Origin of the sequence: Embleya sp. NPDC020630 (assembly GCF_044334985.1) — a bacterium.
Classification (GTDB): Bacteria; Actinomycetota; Actinomycetes; order Streptomycetales; family Streptomycetaceae; genus Embleya.
Genome location: NZ_JBIRUB010000003.1, coordinates 207241 through 223886, shown reverse-complemented (window position 1 = coordinate 223886; position 16646 = coordinate 207241). Strand labels below are relative to the sequence as shown.

General features: G+C 72.3%; 16 protein-coding genes and 1 pseudogene. 13 read left to right on the top strand and 4 right to left on the bottom strand.

Features of this window, described 5'->3' with window-relative positions:
• Positions 1–431 precede the first annotated feature (431 nt).
• From ACH4XV_RS12475 to ACH4XV_RS12455, 5 genes and pseudogenes are all read left to right on the top strand, one after another.
• On the top strand, positions 432–896 hold the full coding sequence (locus ACH4XV_RS12475; RefSeq protein WP_395789007.1) for a TraR/DksA family transcriptional regulator: 465 nt from the start codon (positions 432–434) through the stop codon (positions 894–896).
• Positions 897–927: 31 nt separating this feature from the next.
• Positions 928–1545 (top strand): annotated as a pseudogene (gene lspA / locus ACH4XV_RS12470) (signal peptidase II); the annotation flags it as partial.
• A gap of 215 nt (positions 1546–1760) precedes the next feature.
• Complete coding sequence (locus ACH4XV_RS12465; RefSeq protein ID WP_380012761.1) at positions 1761–2705, top strand: RluA family pseudouridine synthase; 945 nt, start codon at positions 1761–1763, stop codon at positions 2703–2705.
• A gap of 84 nt (positions 2706–2789) precedes the next feature.
• The gene (locus ACH4XV_RS12460) at positions 2790–4379 is read left to right on the top strand and encodes a Na+/H+ antiporter (RefSeq protein ID WP_395789005.1); all 1590 of its coding nucleotides are present in this window, start codon (positions 2790–2792) and stop codon (positions 4377–4379) included.
• A 788-nt stretch (positions 4380–5167) separates the two neighbouring features.
• Positions 5168–5767, top strand: coding sequence for a dienelactone hydrolase family protein (locus ACH4XV_RS12455; protein ID WP_126641238.1), 600 nt, complete (start codon positions 5168–5170; stop codon positions 5765–5767).
• Here the strand turns inward: ACH4XV_RS12455 and ACH4XV_RS12450 are convergent.
• Positions 5671–6915, bottom strand: a complete 1245-nt coding sequence (locus ACH4XV_RS12450) for a mechanosensitive ion channel family protein (protein ID WP_395789968.1) — start codon at positions 6913–6915, stop codon at positions 5671–5673. The genes ACH4XV_RS12455 and ACH4XV_RS12450 overlap by 97 nt on opposite strands.
• Before the next feature lie 161 nt (positions 6916–7076).
• Between ACH4XV_RS12450 and ACH4XV_RS12445 the strand changes: the two genes are divergently transcribed.
• The 4 genes from ACH4XV_RS12445 to ACH4XV_RS12430 all read left to right on the top strand — a co-directional run bounded on the left by ACH4XV_RS12445 (position 7077) and on the right by ACH4XV_RS12430 (position 10448).
• Complete coding sequence (locus ACH4XV_RS12445; protein ID WP_395789003.1) at positions 7077–7715, top strand: hypothetical protein; 639 nt, start codon at positions 7077–7079, stop codon at positions 7713–7715.
• Positions 7716–7888: 173 nt separating this feature from the next.
• Positions 7889–8839 (top strand): ABC transporter ATP-binding protein, encoded by a 951-nt coding sequence (locus tag ACH4XV_RS12440; RefSeq protein WP_380030777.1) that lies wholly within the window; start codon positions 7889–7891, stop codon positions 8837–8839.
• Complete coding sequence (locus ACH4XV_RS12435) at positions 8836–9657, top strand: ABC transporter permease (protein WP_395789001.1); 822 nt, start codon at positions 8836–8838, stop codon at positions 9655–9657. The genes ACH4XV_RS12440 and ACH4XV_RS12435 overlap by 4 nt, the downstream gene beginning before the upstream one ends.
• Before the next feature lie 80 nt (positions 9658–9737).
• A complete protein-coding gene (locus ACH4XV_RS12430; protein ID WP_395788999.1) occupies positions 9738–10448 on the top strand; it encodes a hypothetical protein in 711 nt (236 codons plus the stop codon).
• A gap of 72 nt (positions 10449–10520) precedes the next feature.
• On the opposite strand, the gene ybaK is transcribed toward ACH4XV_RS12430, so the two are convergent.
• From ybaK to ACH4XV_RS12415, 3 genes are all read right to left on the bottom strand, one after another.
• On the bottom strand, positions 10521–11018 hold the full coding sequence (gene ybaK, locus ACH4XV_RS12425; RefSeq protein ID WP_395788997.1) for a Cys-tRNA(Pro) deacylase: 498 nt from the start codon (positions 11016–11018) through the stop codon (positions 10521–10523).
• Positions 11019–11084: 66 nt separating this feature from the next.
• The gene (locus ACH4XV_RS12420) at positions 11085–11771 is read right to left on the bottom strand and encodes an LON peptidase substrate-binding domain-containing protein (protein ID WP_395788995.1); all 687 of its coding nucleotides are present in this window, start codon (positions 11769–11771) and stop codon (positions 11085–11087) included.
• A gap of 39 nt (positions 11772–11810) precedes the next feature.
• Positions 11811–13301, bottom strand: a complete 1491-nt coding sequence (locus tag ACH4XV_RS12415) for an oxidoreductase (protein WP_395788993.1) — start codon at positions 13299–13301, stop codon at positions 11811–11813.
• A gap of 108 nt (positions 13302–13409) precedes the next feature.
• Between ACH4XV_RS12415 and hisD the strand changes: the two genes are divergently transcribed.
• The 4 genes from hisD to ACH4XV_RS12395 are packed head-to-tail and all read left to right on the top strand — an operon-like array spanning position 13410 to position 16644.
• A complete protein-coding gene (gene hisD, locus ACH4XV_RS12410) occupies positions 13410–14765 on the top strand; it encodes a histidinol dehydrogenase (protein ID WP_395788991.1) in 1356 nt (451 codons plus the stop codon).
• Positions 14762–15874 (top strand): histidinol-phosphate transaminase, encoded by a 1113-nt coding sequence (locus ACH4XV_RS12405; RefSeq protein WP_395788989.1) that lies wholly within the window; start codon positions 14762–14764, stop codon positions 15872–15874. Before hisD ends, ACH4XV_RS12405 begins: the two co-directional genes overlap by 4 nt.
• Before the next feature lie 21 nt (positions 15875–15895).
• Positions 15896–16492, top strand: a complete 597-nt coding sequence (gene hisB / locus ACH4XV_RS12400; protein ID WP_380012794.1) for an imidazoleglycerol-phosphate dehydratase HisB — start codon at positions 15896–15898, stop codon at positions 16490–16492.
• Positions 16489–16644, top strand: a complete 156-nt coding sequence (locus ACH4XV_RS12395; RefSeq protein ID WP_380012797.1) for a hypothetical protein — start codon at positions 16489–16491, stop codon at positions 16642–16644. Before hisB ends, ACH4XV_RS12395 begins: the two co-directional genes overlap by 4 nt.
• Positions 16645–16646 lie beyond the last annotated feature (2 nt).

Sequence of the window (16646 nt, the reverse complement as noted above, 5' to 3'; positions counted from 1 at the left end):
TCCGGGGTGATCTTCACCTCGCGCACACCCCCGGGCTCACACCGTCCCCGGGTCGCTGGCGGCTGCGTGCGACGCTACTCGTCCCCATCGACACCGTCTCGCTCTGCGGATTGTACGACCCGCGCGGACCCTCGCGCCTCCGAGTTCACCCGCCCCCAGGTGCATAACGATCCGCTCGGGAACCGGTAACGAACGGGACACGTAGAAGAGGGATAAGCGTGGTTGCGTCTGGGCACAACCGATTTACGTCGCCGCCCCGGCGCACTCTGTGACGGGACGGCGCGTCCGGTTGTCCGGGGCGACCCATCCCTAAGCGAAACAAGGGGGCCGTGAACATGACGGATACAGAGAAGGCGAGTGGCGGGCGGACGCGTCGTGCGACCACGACGGCCGCGCCGCGAGCCTCGGTACGGGGAGGAACGGGACGCACCGTGAAGGCACCTGCACACGTGACCACCTCGACCGCGACGCTCCCGACACCGCCGAGCGGGTTCCATGAGCCGACGATGTACATCGTCCGGCCGGGGGAGGATCCCTGGGACGACGCGGAGCTGCGCGAGGTGCGCGACGGGCTGATCGAGACGGCGCACGAGCTGCGCGCCGAGATCGCCGTGTCGGAGAACGGCATCGCCGATCTGCTGCGCGACTCGGGGGAGGGTGCGGGCGACGATCAGGCGGACACCGGGACCAAGAACTTCGAGCGCGAGCACGAGATGTCCCTGACCAACAACGCGCGTGGCATGCTGCTCCAGTCGGAGAAGGCGCTGCGGCGCCTCGCCGACGGGACATACGGGGCCTGCGAGTCGTGTGGTTCGGCCATCGGCAAGGCGCGCCTGCAGGCGTTCCCGCGTGCGACCCTGTGTGTGACCTGCAAGCAGCGCGAAGAGCGCCGGTAGCCGCCGCGGCCGCCGGCGGCGCGTCCGAGGACTGGAGCACGCCATCGGCACCGGAGCGGAACGACGGGAAGACGCGGAGTCGCAGGCCCCCGCGGGGGAGCCGGACACCGGGGCGACCGGGGGCGGGGCGGACGGCGACGAGCCGACCGCGCCCGCCGGTTCGCGTACCCGTCGCTACATCCTGGTCCTGCTCGGGGTCGCGGCCGTCGCCTACGCCCTGGACCTGATCAGCAAGCTGATCGTGGTGAAGAAGCTCGAATACCACGCCCCGATCGACATCCTCGGCGACTGGCTCCAGTTCCGGGCCACCCGCAACGCGGGCGCGGCGTTCGGCATGGGCCAGGGGCTGACCATCGTGCTCACGGTGATCGCCAGCGCGGTGATCGTGGTGATCCTGCGGCTGGCCCGCAAGCTGAACAGCCTGCCCTGGGCGATCGCCCTGGGCCTGCTGCTCGGCGGCGCGCTCGGCAACCTCACCGACCGGATCTTCCGCTCGCCCAGCGTGTTCGAGGGCCACGTGGTGGACTTCATCGCGCCCAAGCACTTCGCGATCTTCAACCTGGCGGACTCGGCGATCGTGGTGGGTGGCTGCCTGATCGTGCTGCTTTCGTTCCTGGGCCTGCAGCCGGACGGTACGCGGGAGGGTGACGACGACGGCGCGGACGAGGGCGTGGATGAGGCGACGCCGGGGGACGGCGACGAGCGCGCGGACGCGGAGGCCGGAAACGGGGTCGTCGACCCGCCTGCCGGGGCCACTCGGGCGCCCGCGAAGGCGTCCTCCGGGACCGCCGAGCGCGCCGCCGGGGACCGGGACGGCGACCACGCCGTCGAGTCCGGTCCGGATGCCGGGCATACTCGTATCTCGTGACTGTCAATCCCGGCTCCCCCGAAATCCGCACGCTTCCCGTTCCCGACGGCCTCGAAGGCGAGCGGGTCGATGCCGCGCTCTCGCGGATGTTCGGCTTCTCGCGCACCAAGGCGGCCGAGCTGGCCGCCGCCGGGAAGGTGCAGCTCGACGGCCGGGCGGCGGGCAAGTCCGACCGGGTGGTCGGCGGAGCGTGGATCGAGGTCGAGATGCCGGGCGCGCCCCGGCCGGTGCAGCTCGTCGCCGAACCCGTGCCCGGCATGCGGATCGTGCACGACGACGACCACATCGTGGTGATCGACAAGCCGATCGGCGTCGCCGCGCACCCCAGCCCCGGCTGGACCGGCACCACCGTGGTCGGCGGCCTCGCGGCGGCCGGCTACCGGATCTCCACCTCCGGCGCGGCCGAGCGCCAGGGCGTGGTGCACCGCCTGGACGTGGGCACCTCGGGGCTGATGGTGGTGGCCAAGTCTGAGCGCGCCTACACGCTGCTCAAGCAGCAGTTCCGCGACCGCACGGTGGACAAGCGCTACCACGCGCTGGTCCAGGGCCACCCGGACCCGCACACCGGCACCATCGACGCGCCGATCGACCGGCACCCCACGCACGACTACAAGTGGGCCGTGGTGACGGGCGGCAAGCCCAGCGTCACGCACTACGACACGATCGAGGCGTTCCGCGCCGCGAGTCTGCTGTCGATCAAGCTGGAGACCGGGCGCACCCACCAGATCCGGGTGCACATGGCGGCGCTGCGGCACCCGTGCGTGGGCGACCTGACCTACGGCGCCGACCCGACGCTGTCCAAGCGGCTGGGCCTGGAGCGGCAGTGGCTGCACGCGGTGAGCCTGGCCTTCGAGCACCCCGGCGACGGCACGTGGGTGCAGTACGAGAGCGGCTACCCGGCCGACCTGACCGCGACCCTGGAGCGGGTCACCGACAGGTGAGGCAATTGCCCGCCGGTCGGTGATTCGGCGGAGATTCGGGGAAGCCTCCAAGATCGAATCGCGCTCGATCGGTCTGGGGGTGGAGTGGGTCAGCTCACGCTGCTGTTCCTGTTGATGTTCGGCACGGTCGTGGTGGTGCCGCTCGCGGGCCGATTGCGGCTGCCGTTCCCGGTGTTGCTGACGCTGTACGGCGTGCTGCTCGGGTGGCTGCCGTTCGTGCCCAACCTGCGGATCGACCCCGACCTGCTGCTGCCGCTGCTGTTGCCGCCGCTGTTGTACGCGGCGGCGCAGCGGTCGAGTTGGCGCGAGTTCGCGGCGAACGCCCGGCCGATCACGCTGCTCGCGGTCGCACTCGTCCTGGTGACCACGGCGGCGGTGGCGGCCGTGGCGGACGCGATGATCCCCGAGCTGCCGCTCGCGGGCGCGGTCGCGCTGGGCGCGCTGGTGGCGCCGCCGGATCCGGTGGCGGCGACGGCGGTGGCCGGGAGTCTGCGGCTGCCGCGGCGGCTGGTGGCGATCCTGGAGGGCGAGGGGCTGTTCAACGACGTCACCTCGCTCGTGCTCTACCAGGTCGCGGTCGCGGCGGTGGTCGGCGGTACGTTCTCGCCGGTCGAGGCGGCGGGCATGTTGGCGTTGTCCGCGGTGGTCGGCGTAGGGATCGGCTTCGCGGTCGGGCTGGCCGGGCGATTGTTGCTGGGCCGGTTGGACGAGCCCACGTTGCAGACGTTGCTCACGCTGCTGGTGCCGTTCCTGGCCTACGTGGTCGCCGACGAACTGCACGGCTCCGGCGTGCTCGCGGTGTTGACCACGGCGTTCTACCTGGGCTCGGTCGCCGAGGACGCGGACAACGTGGTCGGCCGGCTCACCGGGCGCTCGTTCTGGGAGGTCGTCGACCTGGTCGTGACCGGTGTCGCGTTCGGGGTGATCGGCCTGGAGATGTGGGAGATCTTCCACGATCTGCGGGGCGATCGGGGCCGGCTGTTCCTGGAGGCCGGCGCGGTGGTGTTGACCCTGATCGTGGTGCGGGGCCTGTGGTTGTTCCCGGTCGCGGCGCTGGCCCGGCGGCTGCACGCACGGCTGCCGACGACCGGTGAGACCCAGACCCCGGATCCGCGCGAGACGGTGGTGGTGTGGTGGGCCGGGATGCGCGGCGTGGTGACGATCGCGCTCGCGCTGGCGCTGCCGCTGAGCACCGACGCGGACGGGGCCTTCCCCGAGCGGCAACGGCTGATCGCGATCGCGTTCTGCGTGATCGTGGTGACGCTGCTGCTCCAGGGGGTCAGCCTGCCGTGGCTGGTGCGCCGGCTCGGGGTCTCGGAGACGGACGACGCGGAGAGCGACGAGGAGCGCCGGATCGCGGCGGCGGCGACGAAGGCCGCGCTGCATCGGCTGCGCGAACTGGACGAGCAGCGCGACCTCCCGGACGAGATGGTGCGGCGGCTGCGGGCCCGGCAGAAGGCGCTGCTGGCCGAGCTGAAGCCGGAGGGCATGAGCGAGGAACTGGCCGACTCGGTGGTCGAGCGCTCACGGCGGATCAAGCTCCTGCACGAGATCGAGGCCGAGATGACGGCGGCGGCACGACGCGAGGTGATCGCGGCCCGGGGGCGCCGAGGCGTCGACCCGGCGGCAGCCGACCGCGTCCTGCGGCGATTGGACCTACGCAGCGTGCGGTGAGGCGGGGCCGCCTCGGAGGGGTCTCATCGCCGAGCTTGGCCGGTTTTGAACCGGGCCGTCCTCAAACGCCGGACGGGCTGGGTTTTCGGTTGCGTCCGGCGACGGGCGCTGCGGTCCGCAGGCGTCTGGGGCGAGTTGTCCTCAAACGCCGGACGGGCTGGGTTTTCGGTTGCGTCCGGCGACCCGTGCTGCGGTTCGGGCGCCTGCGGCGAGTTGTCCTCAAACGCCGGTGGCTGGGGCGGCTGGGCCCGGGAGGTAGATGCCGCCGCTCGGGGCTGCTGTGCTTCGGTTGGGTGCGGGCTGCGCCTTGCTTGCGGGCGGTCGGTGCGGGGCCGGCAGGAGCCGGCAGCGGCCCACCACCGACTCGGACCAGCCCGCACCAGCCACCCGCGACCACAAGCGCAACCTCCGCCGGAAGCACCCAACCCATTCGAGAACGCACGCCCGGCGAACCCAACCCGAGCGCCCACCCCGCCCGCCGCTGTAGGCCGCTTTTTCGCCGACCAACACGCCCGCCTCGTCGGGAGCCCCAAGTTTCGGAGCCCCGCACGCCGGGGGCGGCCCATCGCCGACTCGGACAGGTTCCGGACCGGCCCTCCGCAGCCGAAGCGCGACTCTCGCCGACAGCACTCGGCCCACTCGGGGGTTCCTCGGCAAACTCGACTCGGCTCGACCATCCTCCGGCCCCGCGCGTCGGCGACCGGTCGTGCCTGTCGGGGTATGCCGTGCGGCCCGGTACCGTTGGGGGTTTGTTGTGTGGGGATTGGTCTTCGGAAGGAAATGTTCTCGTGGCCCGCATTGTGTTGTTTCACTCGGCCTATGGGCTGCGGCCCGCTGTTCAGGATGCGGCCGGGTGGTTGCGGGGGCTTGGGCACGAGGTGGTTGTGCCTGATTTGTATGACGGGCGTTGCACCGAGTCGATCGAGGAAGGCATGGAGATCAAGGATGAGATCGGTGCGGACGAGTTGATTCGGCGGGCCGTGAAGGTGGCGGCCGGGCTGGGGGAGGGGCTTGTGTACGCGGGGTTTTCGCTGGGGGCCTCGATTGCGCAGAATGCCGTGTTCGCCGATCGCACCGCAGCCGGGCTTTTGATGTTTCACGGCACCTCCGACCTGCGTGAGGATGCCGTGACGGAGGTGCCGGTGCAATTGCACGTGGCCGAGCCCGATCCGTTCGAGACCGAGGATTGGCTGGGGACCTGGTACCTGGGCATGCGCCGCGCCGGGGCCGATGTGGAGATCCACCGCTACCGGGGCGCCGGTCACCTGTTCACCGACCCCGGGCTGCCGGACTACGACCGCGAGGCCGCCGCGCGGGCCTGGGCGATCGCCTCGGACTTCCTCAACGAGATCGACTCGGCCGCGGCGGCAGCGGCGGCCAGCGACTGAGGCTTCTTGGCCAGGCTCACGTACTTGCGCGGGCCGGTCTGCGCGGGCACCTGCGGGGTCGGGCGCGCCTTCGCGAAGCGCCCGTTGCCGCTGTACGGGCCCACCGCCTCGTTGCCCAGCGGCGCGGGCGCGGTGGCGATGCGGGGCAGTGCGTACGGGTGTTCGCGGCGCAGGTAGTCGAGCAGCTTCTCGCGGACCTCGCAGCGCAGCGTCCACAGGTCGTCGGAGTCGCGGGCGGTGACCACCGCGCGGATCAGGATCGTGGTCGGCGTGGTGTCGGTGACGTACAGGCTCCAGCCCTGGCCGTCCCACAGGCCGGTGTCCTTGAGGATCCGGTGCAGTTCCTCGCGCAGTTCGCTCACCGGCGCCGAGTGGTCCAGGTGCAGGAACACCGTCCCGGTCATCCGGGTGTCGGTGCGCGACCAGTTCTCGAACGGCCGCGAGGTGAAGTAGGACACCGGCATCACGATCCGGCGCTGGTCCCACGTGTTGACCACCAGGTAGGTCAGGGTGATCTCCTCGATCGTGCCCATCTCCTCGTTGACCACCACCGAGTCGCCGATCCGGACCATGTCGCTGAACGCGATCTGCAACCCGGCGAACAGGTTGGCCAGCGCGCTCTGCGCGGCCAGACCGGCCACCACGCCGAGCAGGCCGGCGGAGGCGAGCAGACTGGTTCCGATCGTCTTCATGCCCGGGAAGGTCATGATCATCGCGGCGAAGGTGATGATCCCGACGATCGCCACCGCGGTGCGTCGGATCAGCGCGATCTGGGTCTGAATCCGGCGTACCCGGCCGGTGTCCGTCGCGTTCGCCGCGTAGCGCTCGAACGAGGTGTTCACCAGCAGGGTGACCGCGTGCACGATCAGCCACGAGCAGGCCGCGATCACCGAGAGCACCAGGATGTGCCGGAGCATCCCCCGGCTGCGCTCGGGCAGCGCGGCGGCCGGCTCGGCGAGCAACAACATCGAGGTGCCGAGGGTCGCCACGATCGAGGCGCGGCCGCGCCGCGCCATCGACCACAGTGGTCCGGTCAGTGGTTTGCGGGTCTGTACTTCGCGGGCCAGGCGAGCCATTCCCCAGGTCACCAGGCCCGTGAAGGCGATCACCGAGACGAGCACGATCAGCGGGCGAAGTATGTGCCACACGTCCACGTCGAAGGCCTCCCAGGGGCTTGTGGTCAAACCCGTACGGTACCCGAGCCCGCCGAGGTCACCCATCGCGTCGCGGGGCGCGCGGGAAGCGCCCCGGGGGTTCGCGGGGGCGGTAACGTGCGAGTTCGGGTGGTGTACGGCACGGAGGACGCGCGATGTCCAAATGGACCAGGATCGGCAGGGCCGGCTTCGGCGCGGTGCGGCGCGGACAGCGGTTCCGCAACGCCTCCCGGGCCGCGGAGCAGCGCTCCGCCAAGGCCGGCGCGACCGCCTTCGACCCGGACGTGGACACCCGGCTCACCGCGCGCCAGACCGCCCTGCTGATCCGCTACCTGGTGGGCAAGGTGGTGCTGGGCCGGCTGGAATTCGTCTTTCTGATCAAGTATCTGTTGGTGGTCATCGGCCTTCCGGCGCTGTTCTTGTTTCCGCCCCTGGGGATCGTGCTGCTGGTACTGTTCGGCCTCGCCGCGCTGGTCCAGTGGGTGATTTCGCGGGCGGTCGGGCGGCTCGCCGCCTTTCACCGACTGAATGCCGCCGAGGGGGAGTTGACCGACGCGGCGACCGTGTGGTGGCCCAACCTCAAGCGCGAGACCGCCCGGGTGGGCCTGCCGACCCGGCCGCTCCCGCTGCTGCGCCTGGCCGCCGCGCGGGCGACCCGGCGGTTGGGTCCCGAGCGCGAGGCGGCGTTCGCGGCGATCGACTGGCGCGCGGTGCTGCCGCGCGACCAGTGGCGGCGGGCCCGGGTGCTGCTCGCCGAGGAGGCGGGCGGCGGACCGGCCGGGCGGACCGCGTAGAGTCGTCTGGTCGTGTGTCACCCCGCGCGCGCACCTGACGCGCGTCGCGGGCCGCACGCCGTCACCACCACCTTCAGGACGACGCGCGGGGTCGGATGTACAAGCTGCCCGGAACGGACGAGCGGAGCGTGACCATTCCCGGCGAGCGCGCGAACGCCGACCCGTGCTTCACGGTGCGCGGCCTGACCCGGACCTATCGCACCGGGCGCCGGCGCGATCGGCACGTGGTCACCGCCAACGACACGATCGACCTGGACGTGCGCCGGGGCGAGATCTTCGGCCTGCTCGGGCCCAACGGCGCGGGCAAGTCCACCCTGGTCCGCCAGCTCACCGGCCTGCTCCGGCCCGACTCCGGCAGCATCGACCTGCTCGGCCACGACCTGGTGCGCCGCCCCGACGTGGCCGCCCGACTCGTCGCCTACCTCGGCCAGGAGTCCGGCGCGCTGGACGAGTTGACCGTCGCCCTCGCGATCGAGACCACCGCCCGGCTGCGCGCGCTCGACGCCCACCGGGCCCGGGCCGAGCGCGACGCGGTGCTCGACGAACTCGAACTCGGCCCGATCGCGGACCGCCCGCTGAAGAAGCTCTCCGGCGGCCAGCGCCGACTGGCCTGCGTGGCCACCGCGCTGGTGGGCGATCGGCCCGTGCTGGTCCTGGACGAGCCGACCACCGGCATGGACCCGGTCGCGCGCCGCGCGGTGTGGGCCGCGGTGGATCGCCGCCGGGCCGACAGCGGCGCCACCGTGCTCCTGGTCACCCACAACGTGATCGAGGCGGAGACCGTGCTCGACCGGGTCGCGGTGCTCGACGAGGGCCGGGTGATCGCGTGCGACACCCCCGGGGGTCTGAAGGCCATGGTCGGCGACGAGGTCCGGCTCGACCTGGTGTGGCGGGCCGACCCGCCGATGGACGACCCGGCGGTCGGTATGCTCGCGCGCAGCGCGGTGCGCACCGGCCGACGCTGGAGTACCCGGATGGAACCGGGAATGGCCCGCGAACTGCTCGCCGGCGTCACCTCCGGGCCCGCGTTCGAGGCGCTCGACGACTTCACGCTGTCCACGCCGAGCCTGGAGGACGTCTACCTCGCGCTCGGCGGCCGCCACCAGGGACTGGTCAAGGGATGAGGGTGTCGACCCCAGTGAGTGCAGCGAGCATCGAGACCGCGCCGCCGCGCCCGGTCGAACCGGTCGCCCCGGCGGCGGCCACGCCGCTCGGCGCCGGGCTGCTGACCGTCTACCGCGCGCAGTTGTCCCGGGTGCGGGTCTCGCGGGTGCCGCTGCTGTTCGTCGCGGTGTTCCAGTCGGTGGGCATCATGATCCTGATGCGCGGCGTGGTGGACACCGGTAGCGACAGCGCCCGCGAGGCGGTGGTGGCCGGGTCCGGTGTGCTCGTGGTCGCCTTCGTCGCGCTCAACCTGCTCGCCCAGCACTTCGGCAACCTGCGCGCGGCCAACGCGCTCGACTACTACCTGACGCTGCCGGTGCGCCCGGCCGCCGTGGTGCTCGGCATCGCCGCCGCGTACGCGTCCTTCACGCTGCCCGGCACGGTGGCCACCGCGGTGATCGGCGCGGTGATGTTCCAGCTGCCGCTGGCCAACCTGTGGGTGCTGCTGCTGGTCGTACCGCTGTCCGGCGCGGCCCTCGCGGGCATCGGCGCGGTCTTCGGGCTGCTCGCCCCGCGCCCGGAACTGGCCACGCTCCTCGGCCAATTGGGCATGTCGGCGGCGCTGCTGCTTGGCGTGCTGCCGGAGGACCGGATGCCCGAGGTGATCGTGCTCGCCCGGGATGTGCTGCCGTCCTCCTACGGGGTGGACGCGTTCATCGCCAGCTACGGCGACCCGGACTGGGCGGCGGTGGCCGGCAACCTGGCGGTCTGCGCGGGGGTCGGCGTGGTGATGCTCTCGCTGGCCACCTGGGCCTTCCGGCGCAGTACCCGGGCGTAGCCGACGCTCCTTCGACCACCGGACACATCGCCGCGCGGGGCCGACCCGCGGGCTCGAGCCGTACATGGGACGCTGACCAGATGACGTCTGCCGGGGATATCGACCCCTACCCGTCGCCCGAGGGCGCGCACGTGGGCTTCGCGCCCGGGTATGACGCGCCCCCCTCGCTGTGGCGGCGCTACCGCACCGACGTGCTCGCGTTCGCCGCGGTGGTCGCGACCTGCCTGGTGGTGGGCGCGATCGTGGGCGTGGTCTGGGAGCAGATCACCCCCCGGGTGCCGCTGATGGCCACCAAGGAGGGCGTCTTCCAGGTCTCGCCCGAGACCGAGACCTCGATCGCCCTGGACGGCTGGTTCGCGGTGTGCGGCGTGGTGGCCGGCATCGTGCTCGCGCCGCTCGCGTTCTGGCGCTTTCGCCGACAGGGCGTGGCGACCGCGCTCGCGCTGACCGTCGGCGGGATCGCCGGCGCGTATCTGGCCTTCAAGGTCGGCGTGGCGCTCGGTCCGGACGGGATTGCCGACGAGGTGCGTCGGGTCGGCCTGGGCAAACGCTTCGACCAGGAGCTGGACCTGAAGGCCAAGGGCGTGTTGCTGCTGTGGCCGATCGCGTCGATGGTGATCTTCCTCGGCCTGTCCGCCGGGTTCGCCCCCGCCGAGCGCCGCGAGACGTTCCAGGGACCGTGGCCGTGGGCGCCCCAGGGGCCGGGCCGAGACCACGCGCCCGGCCCGTTCCCGAGTTCGACCGTGTCCGCCCCGGTCGACCTCACCAAGCACGGGTCCGACGAGGGCTGACCCTGTGGGGCGGCACACGGGGCCGACTCGTGCGGGGCAGTCCACGCGGCCGACCCCTGCGGGGCAAAGACCCTAGACCCGCCCCACCGGAGCCGTCACCGCGCCCGTGAGCCGGATCAGGTCGGCCGGGGCCAGCTCGATCTCCAGGCCCCGGCGGCCGGCCGACACGTACACCGTCTCCAGCGCGAGCACCGAGGTGTCCACCACGGTGGGGTGCCGGCGCTTTTGGCCGAGGGGGCTGATCCCGCCGAGCACGTATCCCGTGGCCCGCTCGGCCGCCGCAGGGTCGGCCATCGCCGCGCGTTTGCCGCCGACCGCGGCGGCCAGCGCCTTGAGGTCGAGCCTGCCCGCCACCGGGACCACCGCGACGGTGAGCGCGCCGTCCACGTCGGCGAGCAGCGTCTTGAACACCCGCTCGGCCGGCACGCCGAGCACCGTCGCGGCTTCCTCGCCGTACGAGGCCGCGTCCGGGTCGTGGGTGTACGCGTGCGTCGTGAACGCCACGCCCTCGCGGGTCAGCGCCACCGTCGCCGGGGTGCCCTGTCCACCCTTGGTCCTGCCCTTCGCCATGCCGGCGCGCCCTTCGGTCGGGTCGGTCGGGCCCGAGGCGATCGGGCCCGCCTCGGCCGGTCCGCGTCAGTTGGGTTCGATGTTCTGCCGCAACAACTCGATCGCCGGCAACGACGGCAGGTGGTCGAGCAGCGCAGCCTCGCGGCGCAGCAGTTCCACCTCGGCGGTCAGCCGGGCGGTTGCGTCCTCCGCCTCCAGGAGCCGCTGCTTGTCGTGCGGGTCGAGCACCACCGCTGCGGCCACCAGGTAGGACAACACGACCGGGTCGTCGGGCAGCTCCGGCAGGCTCATCGGGGTGCGCTGCTGGGCGGTGAGCAGCCGGCGCTGGTACTCGGCGAAGGCCCGGGTCGCGGCCAGCCCGAGAACGTCGGCCCGCTCGCCGGGCGGATCGGCCAGATATTCGACCTCGGCGTACAGATATGGCCCCGAGTCGTCCACCGAGACCAGCTCGAACCGGGTCGCACCCGTGGCCACCAGGTCGTAGCGGCCGTCCTCGTGCGACTTGATCGTGGCGATCTCCGCCGTACAGCCCACCGGGTGCAGCACCGCGAGCGGATCGCCCTGGATGTCGCCGACCTCGCGTCCGGTGCGCAGCGCCACCACGCCGAAGCGCTGCTCCGCCTGGGGCAGCGCCTCCAGATCCCGGACCAGCGTGCGGTATCGCTCCTCGAAGATGTGCAGGGGCAGCACCAGACCCGGATAGAGCACCGAGTTGAGCGGGAAGAGCGGAAGCCGGTCGGTCACGGTGACCAAGAGTAGGCCCTGACCGCCGGAGCGCGTCGATCATTGATCTCACCCACGGTTGAGCACCCGCGTCGCGCCCGCCGCCGCGGCCCCGGCGAGGACCCAACCGAGCAGGATCAGCGAGTAGGCGAGCCACTGGCCGAGCCCGGTCGGCTTCCACGCGCCGTCCTGACCGAGCGTCACCACCGGCAGGAGCAGGTCGAGGGTGTACCAGAACGGGTTCCAGTGCGGCGCCTCGTCCGCCTTCAGCGGGGCCGGCGGATCGGCCGCGAACACCGCCGTCCCGATCGCCACCAGCGCGACCAGCCAGCCGACGGCGCGCGCCGGCCGGTAGCCGTACCCGATCGCCACGTCCTGCACATGGCCCCAGAGCCGGCCCGCCGGGCCCAGCCCGGCGCGCCGTCGGCGCTGCTTGGCCAGCAGTACGGTCCGGGCCTGCTCGTCCTCGCCCGCCGCGCGGTAGGCGGCGGCGAGCTGGTCGTAGGGCTGGGGGGTGTATTCGGCGGTGCCCCGCTCCACCCACTCCACCCGCTGTCGCACGCTCAGCGGGGGCTCGGCGCGCAGCGTCGTATACCGCGTGCCGGCCAGCACCAGGTCGCCGGGCGCGGGCCAGGAGCCCGGCGCGTCGGTGAGCGTGCCGAAGGTCGCGTCGGTGAGGACGATCCGTCCGCGCGGCGGCCGGACCGGCCTCATGTGCAGGTCCTGCGCGACCACCCGCGACATGGTCAACTCCTCGCCGGGATTCGCGCAGATCACCGCCCGCCCGAGCACCAGGCCGCCACCCAGGCGCGCGTCGTTGAGCCGGATCGAGCCGGTCGCGGCGAAGCCCGCGCTCAGGTGCAGCGAGTGCTCGACCGTGATCCGCCCGAGATCCATCGCCACCTTCCCGGGGCGCTCGACACTCGCCCCGTACAGCGTGACCCGCCCGCCGAACCGGCCGCCGTACAGGCTCACCTGCCCGCGAAAGACGCTGCGGTCCATCGAGGAGTCCGCGCCCACGTGCAGGCCATTGGCCATCAACGCCACCCCGCGCCGGTCCGCACCGACCACGCAGTCCTCGACGCGCAGGTCGTTGTCCACACGCGTGTCCAGGATCCGCAGGCCGCCCGCCACCTCGCAGCGGCACAGCGAGAGGTCGCCGTCCACCCGCGTGTTGCGGCCCTGGAGTTCGGTCAGCACGCAGTCGAGCAGGTTCAGCGTCCGCGTGCTCGCCAGGTTCAGCACGATCGGGCCCTCGAAGCGGCAGCCGATCACCGAGACGTAGACGTCGAGCCGCGCGCCTCCCAACTCCAGGTCGCCCACCACCCGGGCGCCACTCAGGCGCAGCGCGGTGGTGTGACCGGGCTCCGCCTCCGGCGGCTGGAGCAGCAGCCGGGCGAGCACCTGGGCCCGGATCGTGCGGTCCGGCCCCCAGGTCGCGCCCGTGCGCGGATCGTCGTCCGCCGGCACGCCCGTACCCAGATCCAACCGCTCACCGCGCCGATACGCCTCCCACAGGCGGATCTCGGTCGCACTCAGATGCCCCGGCGGTGTGCTCATCCGTGGTCCCCCGACACTGGAAGGCTGCTGCGTCCCGCCCATGGTCGCGCGTCTCACTGTCCGACACGCGAGAACGTATGGTTCGGCGCCGTCTCTACACTGGGGCAGGTGATCTCCCGTATCGACCTGCGCGGTCCCGCCTCGCGGGCTGTCCTGGACAGCCCCGCCGCACTGCGCGACGTGTTGCCCCGAGCCGAACTCGACGTCGAGGCGGCCCTGGAGAAGGTCCGCCCCCTGTGTGAGGACGTCAGGCATCGCGGCGTCGAGGCGCTGATCGAGATCACCGAGCGCTTCGACGGTGTGCGACTGACCGACATCCGGGTGCCCGCCGAGGCGATCGCCGCGGCCCTGGACACGCTCGTGCCCAAGGTGCGCGCGGCCCTGGAGGAGTCGATCCGCCGGGCCCGCGCGGTGCACCGCGAGCAGCGCCGGCAGGACGTCACGGTGCAGGTCGTGCCGGGCGGCACGGTCACCGAGCGGTGGGTGCCGGTCGAGCGGGTCGGGCTGTACGTACCGGGCGGCAACGCCGTCTACCCGTCGTCCGTGGTGATGAACGTGGTCCCCGCGCAGGAGGCCGGCGTCGCCTCGATGGCGGTCGCCTCGCCGCCGCAGGCCGGGTTCGGCGGGCTGCCGCACCCGACCATCCTGGCCGCGTGCGCGCTGCTCGGCGTGGACGAGGTCTACGCCGTGGGTGGGGCCCAGGCGATCGCGATGTTCGCGTACGGCGCGGGCTCGTGCGCGCCGGTGCACCTGGTCACCGGTCCCGGCAACATCTGGGTCGCCGCCGCCAAGCGGCTGCTCAAGGGCCGGATCGGGATCGACGCCGAGGCCGGGCCGACCGAGATCGCGGTGCTCGCCGACGACACCGCCGACGCCGGGCACGTCGCGGCCGACCTGATCAGCCAGGCCGAGCACGACACGCTGGCCGCGTCGATCCTGGTCACCGACTCCGAGGCGCTGGCCGACGCGGTCGTGGAGGAGCTGAAGGTGCGGGTGGACGCCACCCGGCACCGCGAGCGGGTCACCGAGGCGCTGGCCGGCCGGCAGTCCGGGATCGTGCTGGTGGACTCGGTCGACGACGGCCTCGCCGTGGTGGACGCCTACGCGGCCGAGCACCTGGAGATCCAGACCGCCGACGCGGGCGCGGTCGCCGCCCGGGTGCGCAACGCCGGCGCGATCTTCGTCGGCGCGTTCGCCCCCGTCTCGCTCGGCGACTACTGCGCCGGGTCCAACCACGTGCTGCCCACCGGCGGCTGCGCCTGCCACTCCTCGGGCCTGTCCGTGCAGTCCTTCCTGCGCGGGATCCACGTCGTGGACTACTCGCGCGCGGCGCTCGCCGACGTCGCCGAGCACGTCAGCGTGCTGGCCGACGCGGAGGACCTGCCCGCGCACGGCGCGGCCGTGCGGGCCCGCTTCGCGACGGGCGAGCTGTCCGGCCTCGCGGCGTGGGAGGAGGGCGCGTGAGCGACCTGGACCGGCTGCCGATCCGTGCCGAGCTGCGCGGGCAATCGCCGTACGGCGCGCCGCAGTTGGATGTCCCGGTGCGGCTCAACACGAACGAGAACCCGTACCCGCTGCCGGCCGCGCTGGTGGCCCGGATCGCCGAGCGGGTCGCCGCCGCCGCCCGCGACCTGAACCGCTATCCGGACCGGGACGCGGTCGAACTGCGCACCGCGCTGGCCGACTACCTGTCCCGGACCGGCGGCTACCCGCTGGGCCCGGAGCGGGTGTGGGCGGCCAACGGCTCCAACGAGGTGCTGCAACAACTGCTCCAGGCGTTCGGCGGCCCCGGGCGCACGGCGCTGGGCTTCGACCCGTCCTACTCGATGCACGCGCTGATCGCGCGCGGCACCGGCACCGGGTGGATCTCCGGCGCGCGCGGTGCCGACTACACGATCGACCTCGACGAGGCGCTGGCGCAGATCGCGGAACACCGCCCGAACGTGGTGTTCCTGTGCTCGCCGAACAACCCCACGGGTACCGCGCTCGCCGGCGAGGTGGTCGAGCGGGTGTACGACGCCGCGCAGGCCGCCCGGCCGTCGCTGGTGATCGTCGACGAGGCCTACGTCGAGTTCGCGCACACCGCGTCGCTGCTGCCGCTCCTTGAGGGCCGGCCGCACCTGGTGGTGAGCCGGACCATGTCCAAGGCGTTCGGCGCGGCGGGCCTGCGGCTCGGCTATCTCGCGGCGGACGCCGCGGTGGTGGACGCGGTGCAACTGGTCCGCCTGCCGTACCACCTCTCCGCGGTCAACCAGGCCACCGCGCTGGCCTGCCTGGAGTTCGAGGACACCCTGCTGGGCTATGTGCGCGAACTCAAGGAACAGCGCGACCGGCTGGTCGAGGAACTGCGCGCGCTCGGGTGCGAGGTGACCGACTCCGACGCCAACTTCGTGCAGTTCGGCCGGTTCGAGGACCCGCACACGATCTGGGCGCGGATCCTCGAACACGGGGTGCTGGTCCGCGACAACGGGGTCCCGGGCATGCTGCGGGTGACCGCCGGCACGGACGCCGAGAACACGGCCTTCCTGGACGCGATGCGGCACGTTCTCAAAAGCGCGCGTCCGAAGGACTGAGAGAAAGTCGAAACCACCGTCATGGCAAGAACCGGTCGCGTCGAACGCGCCACGAAGGAAACCTCCGTCGAGGTCGAGATCGACCTGGACGGCTCGGGGAAGGTCGACGTCGCCACCGGCGTCGGCTTCTTCGACCACATGCTCGACCAGCTCGGCAAGCACGGCCTGTTCGACTTGACCGTCAAGACCCGGGGCGACCTGCACATCGACGCGCACCACACGATCGAGGACACCGCCCTCGCGCTCGGCGCCGCGTTCCGCCAGGCCCTCGGCGACAAGAAGGGCATCCGCCGCTTCGCGGACGCCTCCGTGCCGCTGGACGAGGCGCTGGCCCAGGTCACCGTGGACCTGTCCGGCCGGCCGTACCTGGTGCACTCCGAGCCGGAGCACATGGCGCCGATGATCGGCCCCGACTACGACACCACGCTGACCCGGCACATCCTGGAGTCGTTCGTCGCCCAGGCGCAGATCTGCCTGCACGTACACGTGCCGTACGGGCGCAACGCGCACCACATCGTCGAGGCGCAGTTCAAGGCGCTCGCCCGGGCGCTGTCCGACGCGTGCGTGCTCGACCCGCGCCGGGCCGGCGTGATCCCCTCGACGAAGGGCGCGCTGTGAGCACCGGCGCGATGGTCCTGATCGTGTTCGGGCTCTTCCTGGTCGGCGGGTGCATCTCGTTCGTCAAGCAGGGCCTGCCCAAGAGTGTGATCGCCCTGCTCGCCATCGGCGCGTTCTTCTCGATCGCGGCCGGCGTCCTGAAGATCGGATAGGC

What these genes read in the sequence shown, in the direction of transcription:
- ACH4XV_RS12445 (WP_395789003.1), top strand. Translation starts at nt 7,077, where the DNA reads ATGTCCAAATGGACCAGGATCGGCAGGGCCGGCTTCGGCGCGGTGCGG.
- ACH4XV_RS12435 (WP_395789001.1), top strand. Translation starts at nt 8,836, where the DNA reads ATGAGGGTGTCGACCCCAGTGAGTGCAGCGAGCATCGAGACCGCGCCG.
- ACH4XV_RS12430 (WP_395788999.1), top strand. Translation starts at nt 9,738, where the DNA reads ATGACGTCTGCCGGGGATATCGACCCCTACCCGTCGCCCGAGGGCGCG.
- ybaK (WP_395788997.1), bottom strand. Translation starts at nt 11,018, where the DNA reads ATGGCGAAGGGCAGGACCAAGGGTGGACAGGGCACCCCGGCGACGGTG.
- ACH4XV_RS12415 (WP_395788993.1), bottom strand. Translation starts at nt 13,301, where the DNA reads ATGAGCACACCGCCGGGGCATCTGAGTGCGACCGAGATCCGCCTGTGG.
- hisB (WP_380012794.1), top strand. Translation starts at nt 15,896, where the DNA reads ATGGCAAGAACCGGTCGCGTCGAACGCGCCACGAAGGAAACCTCCGTC.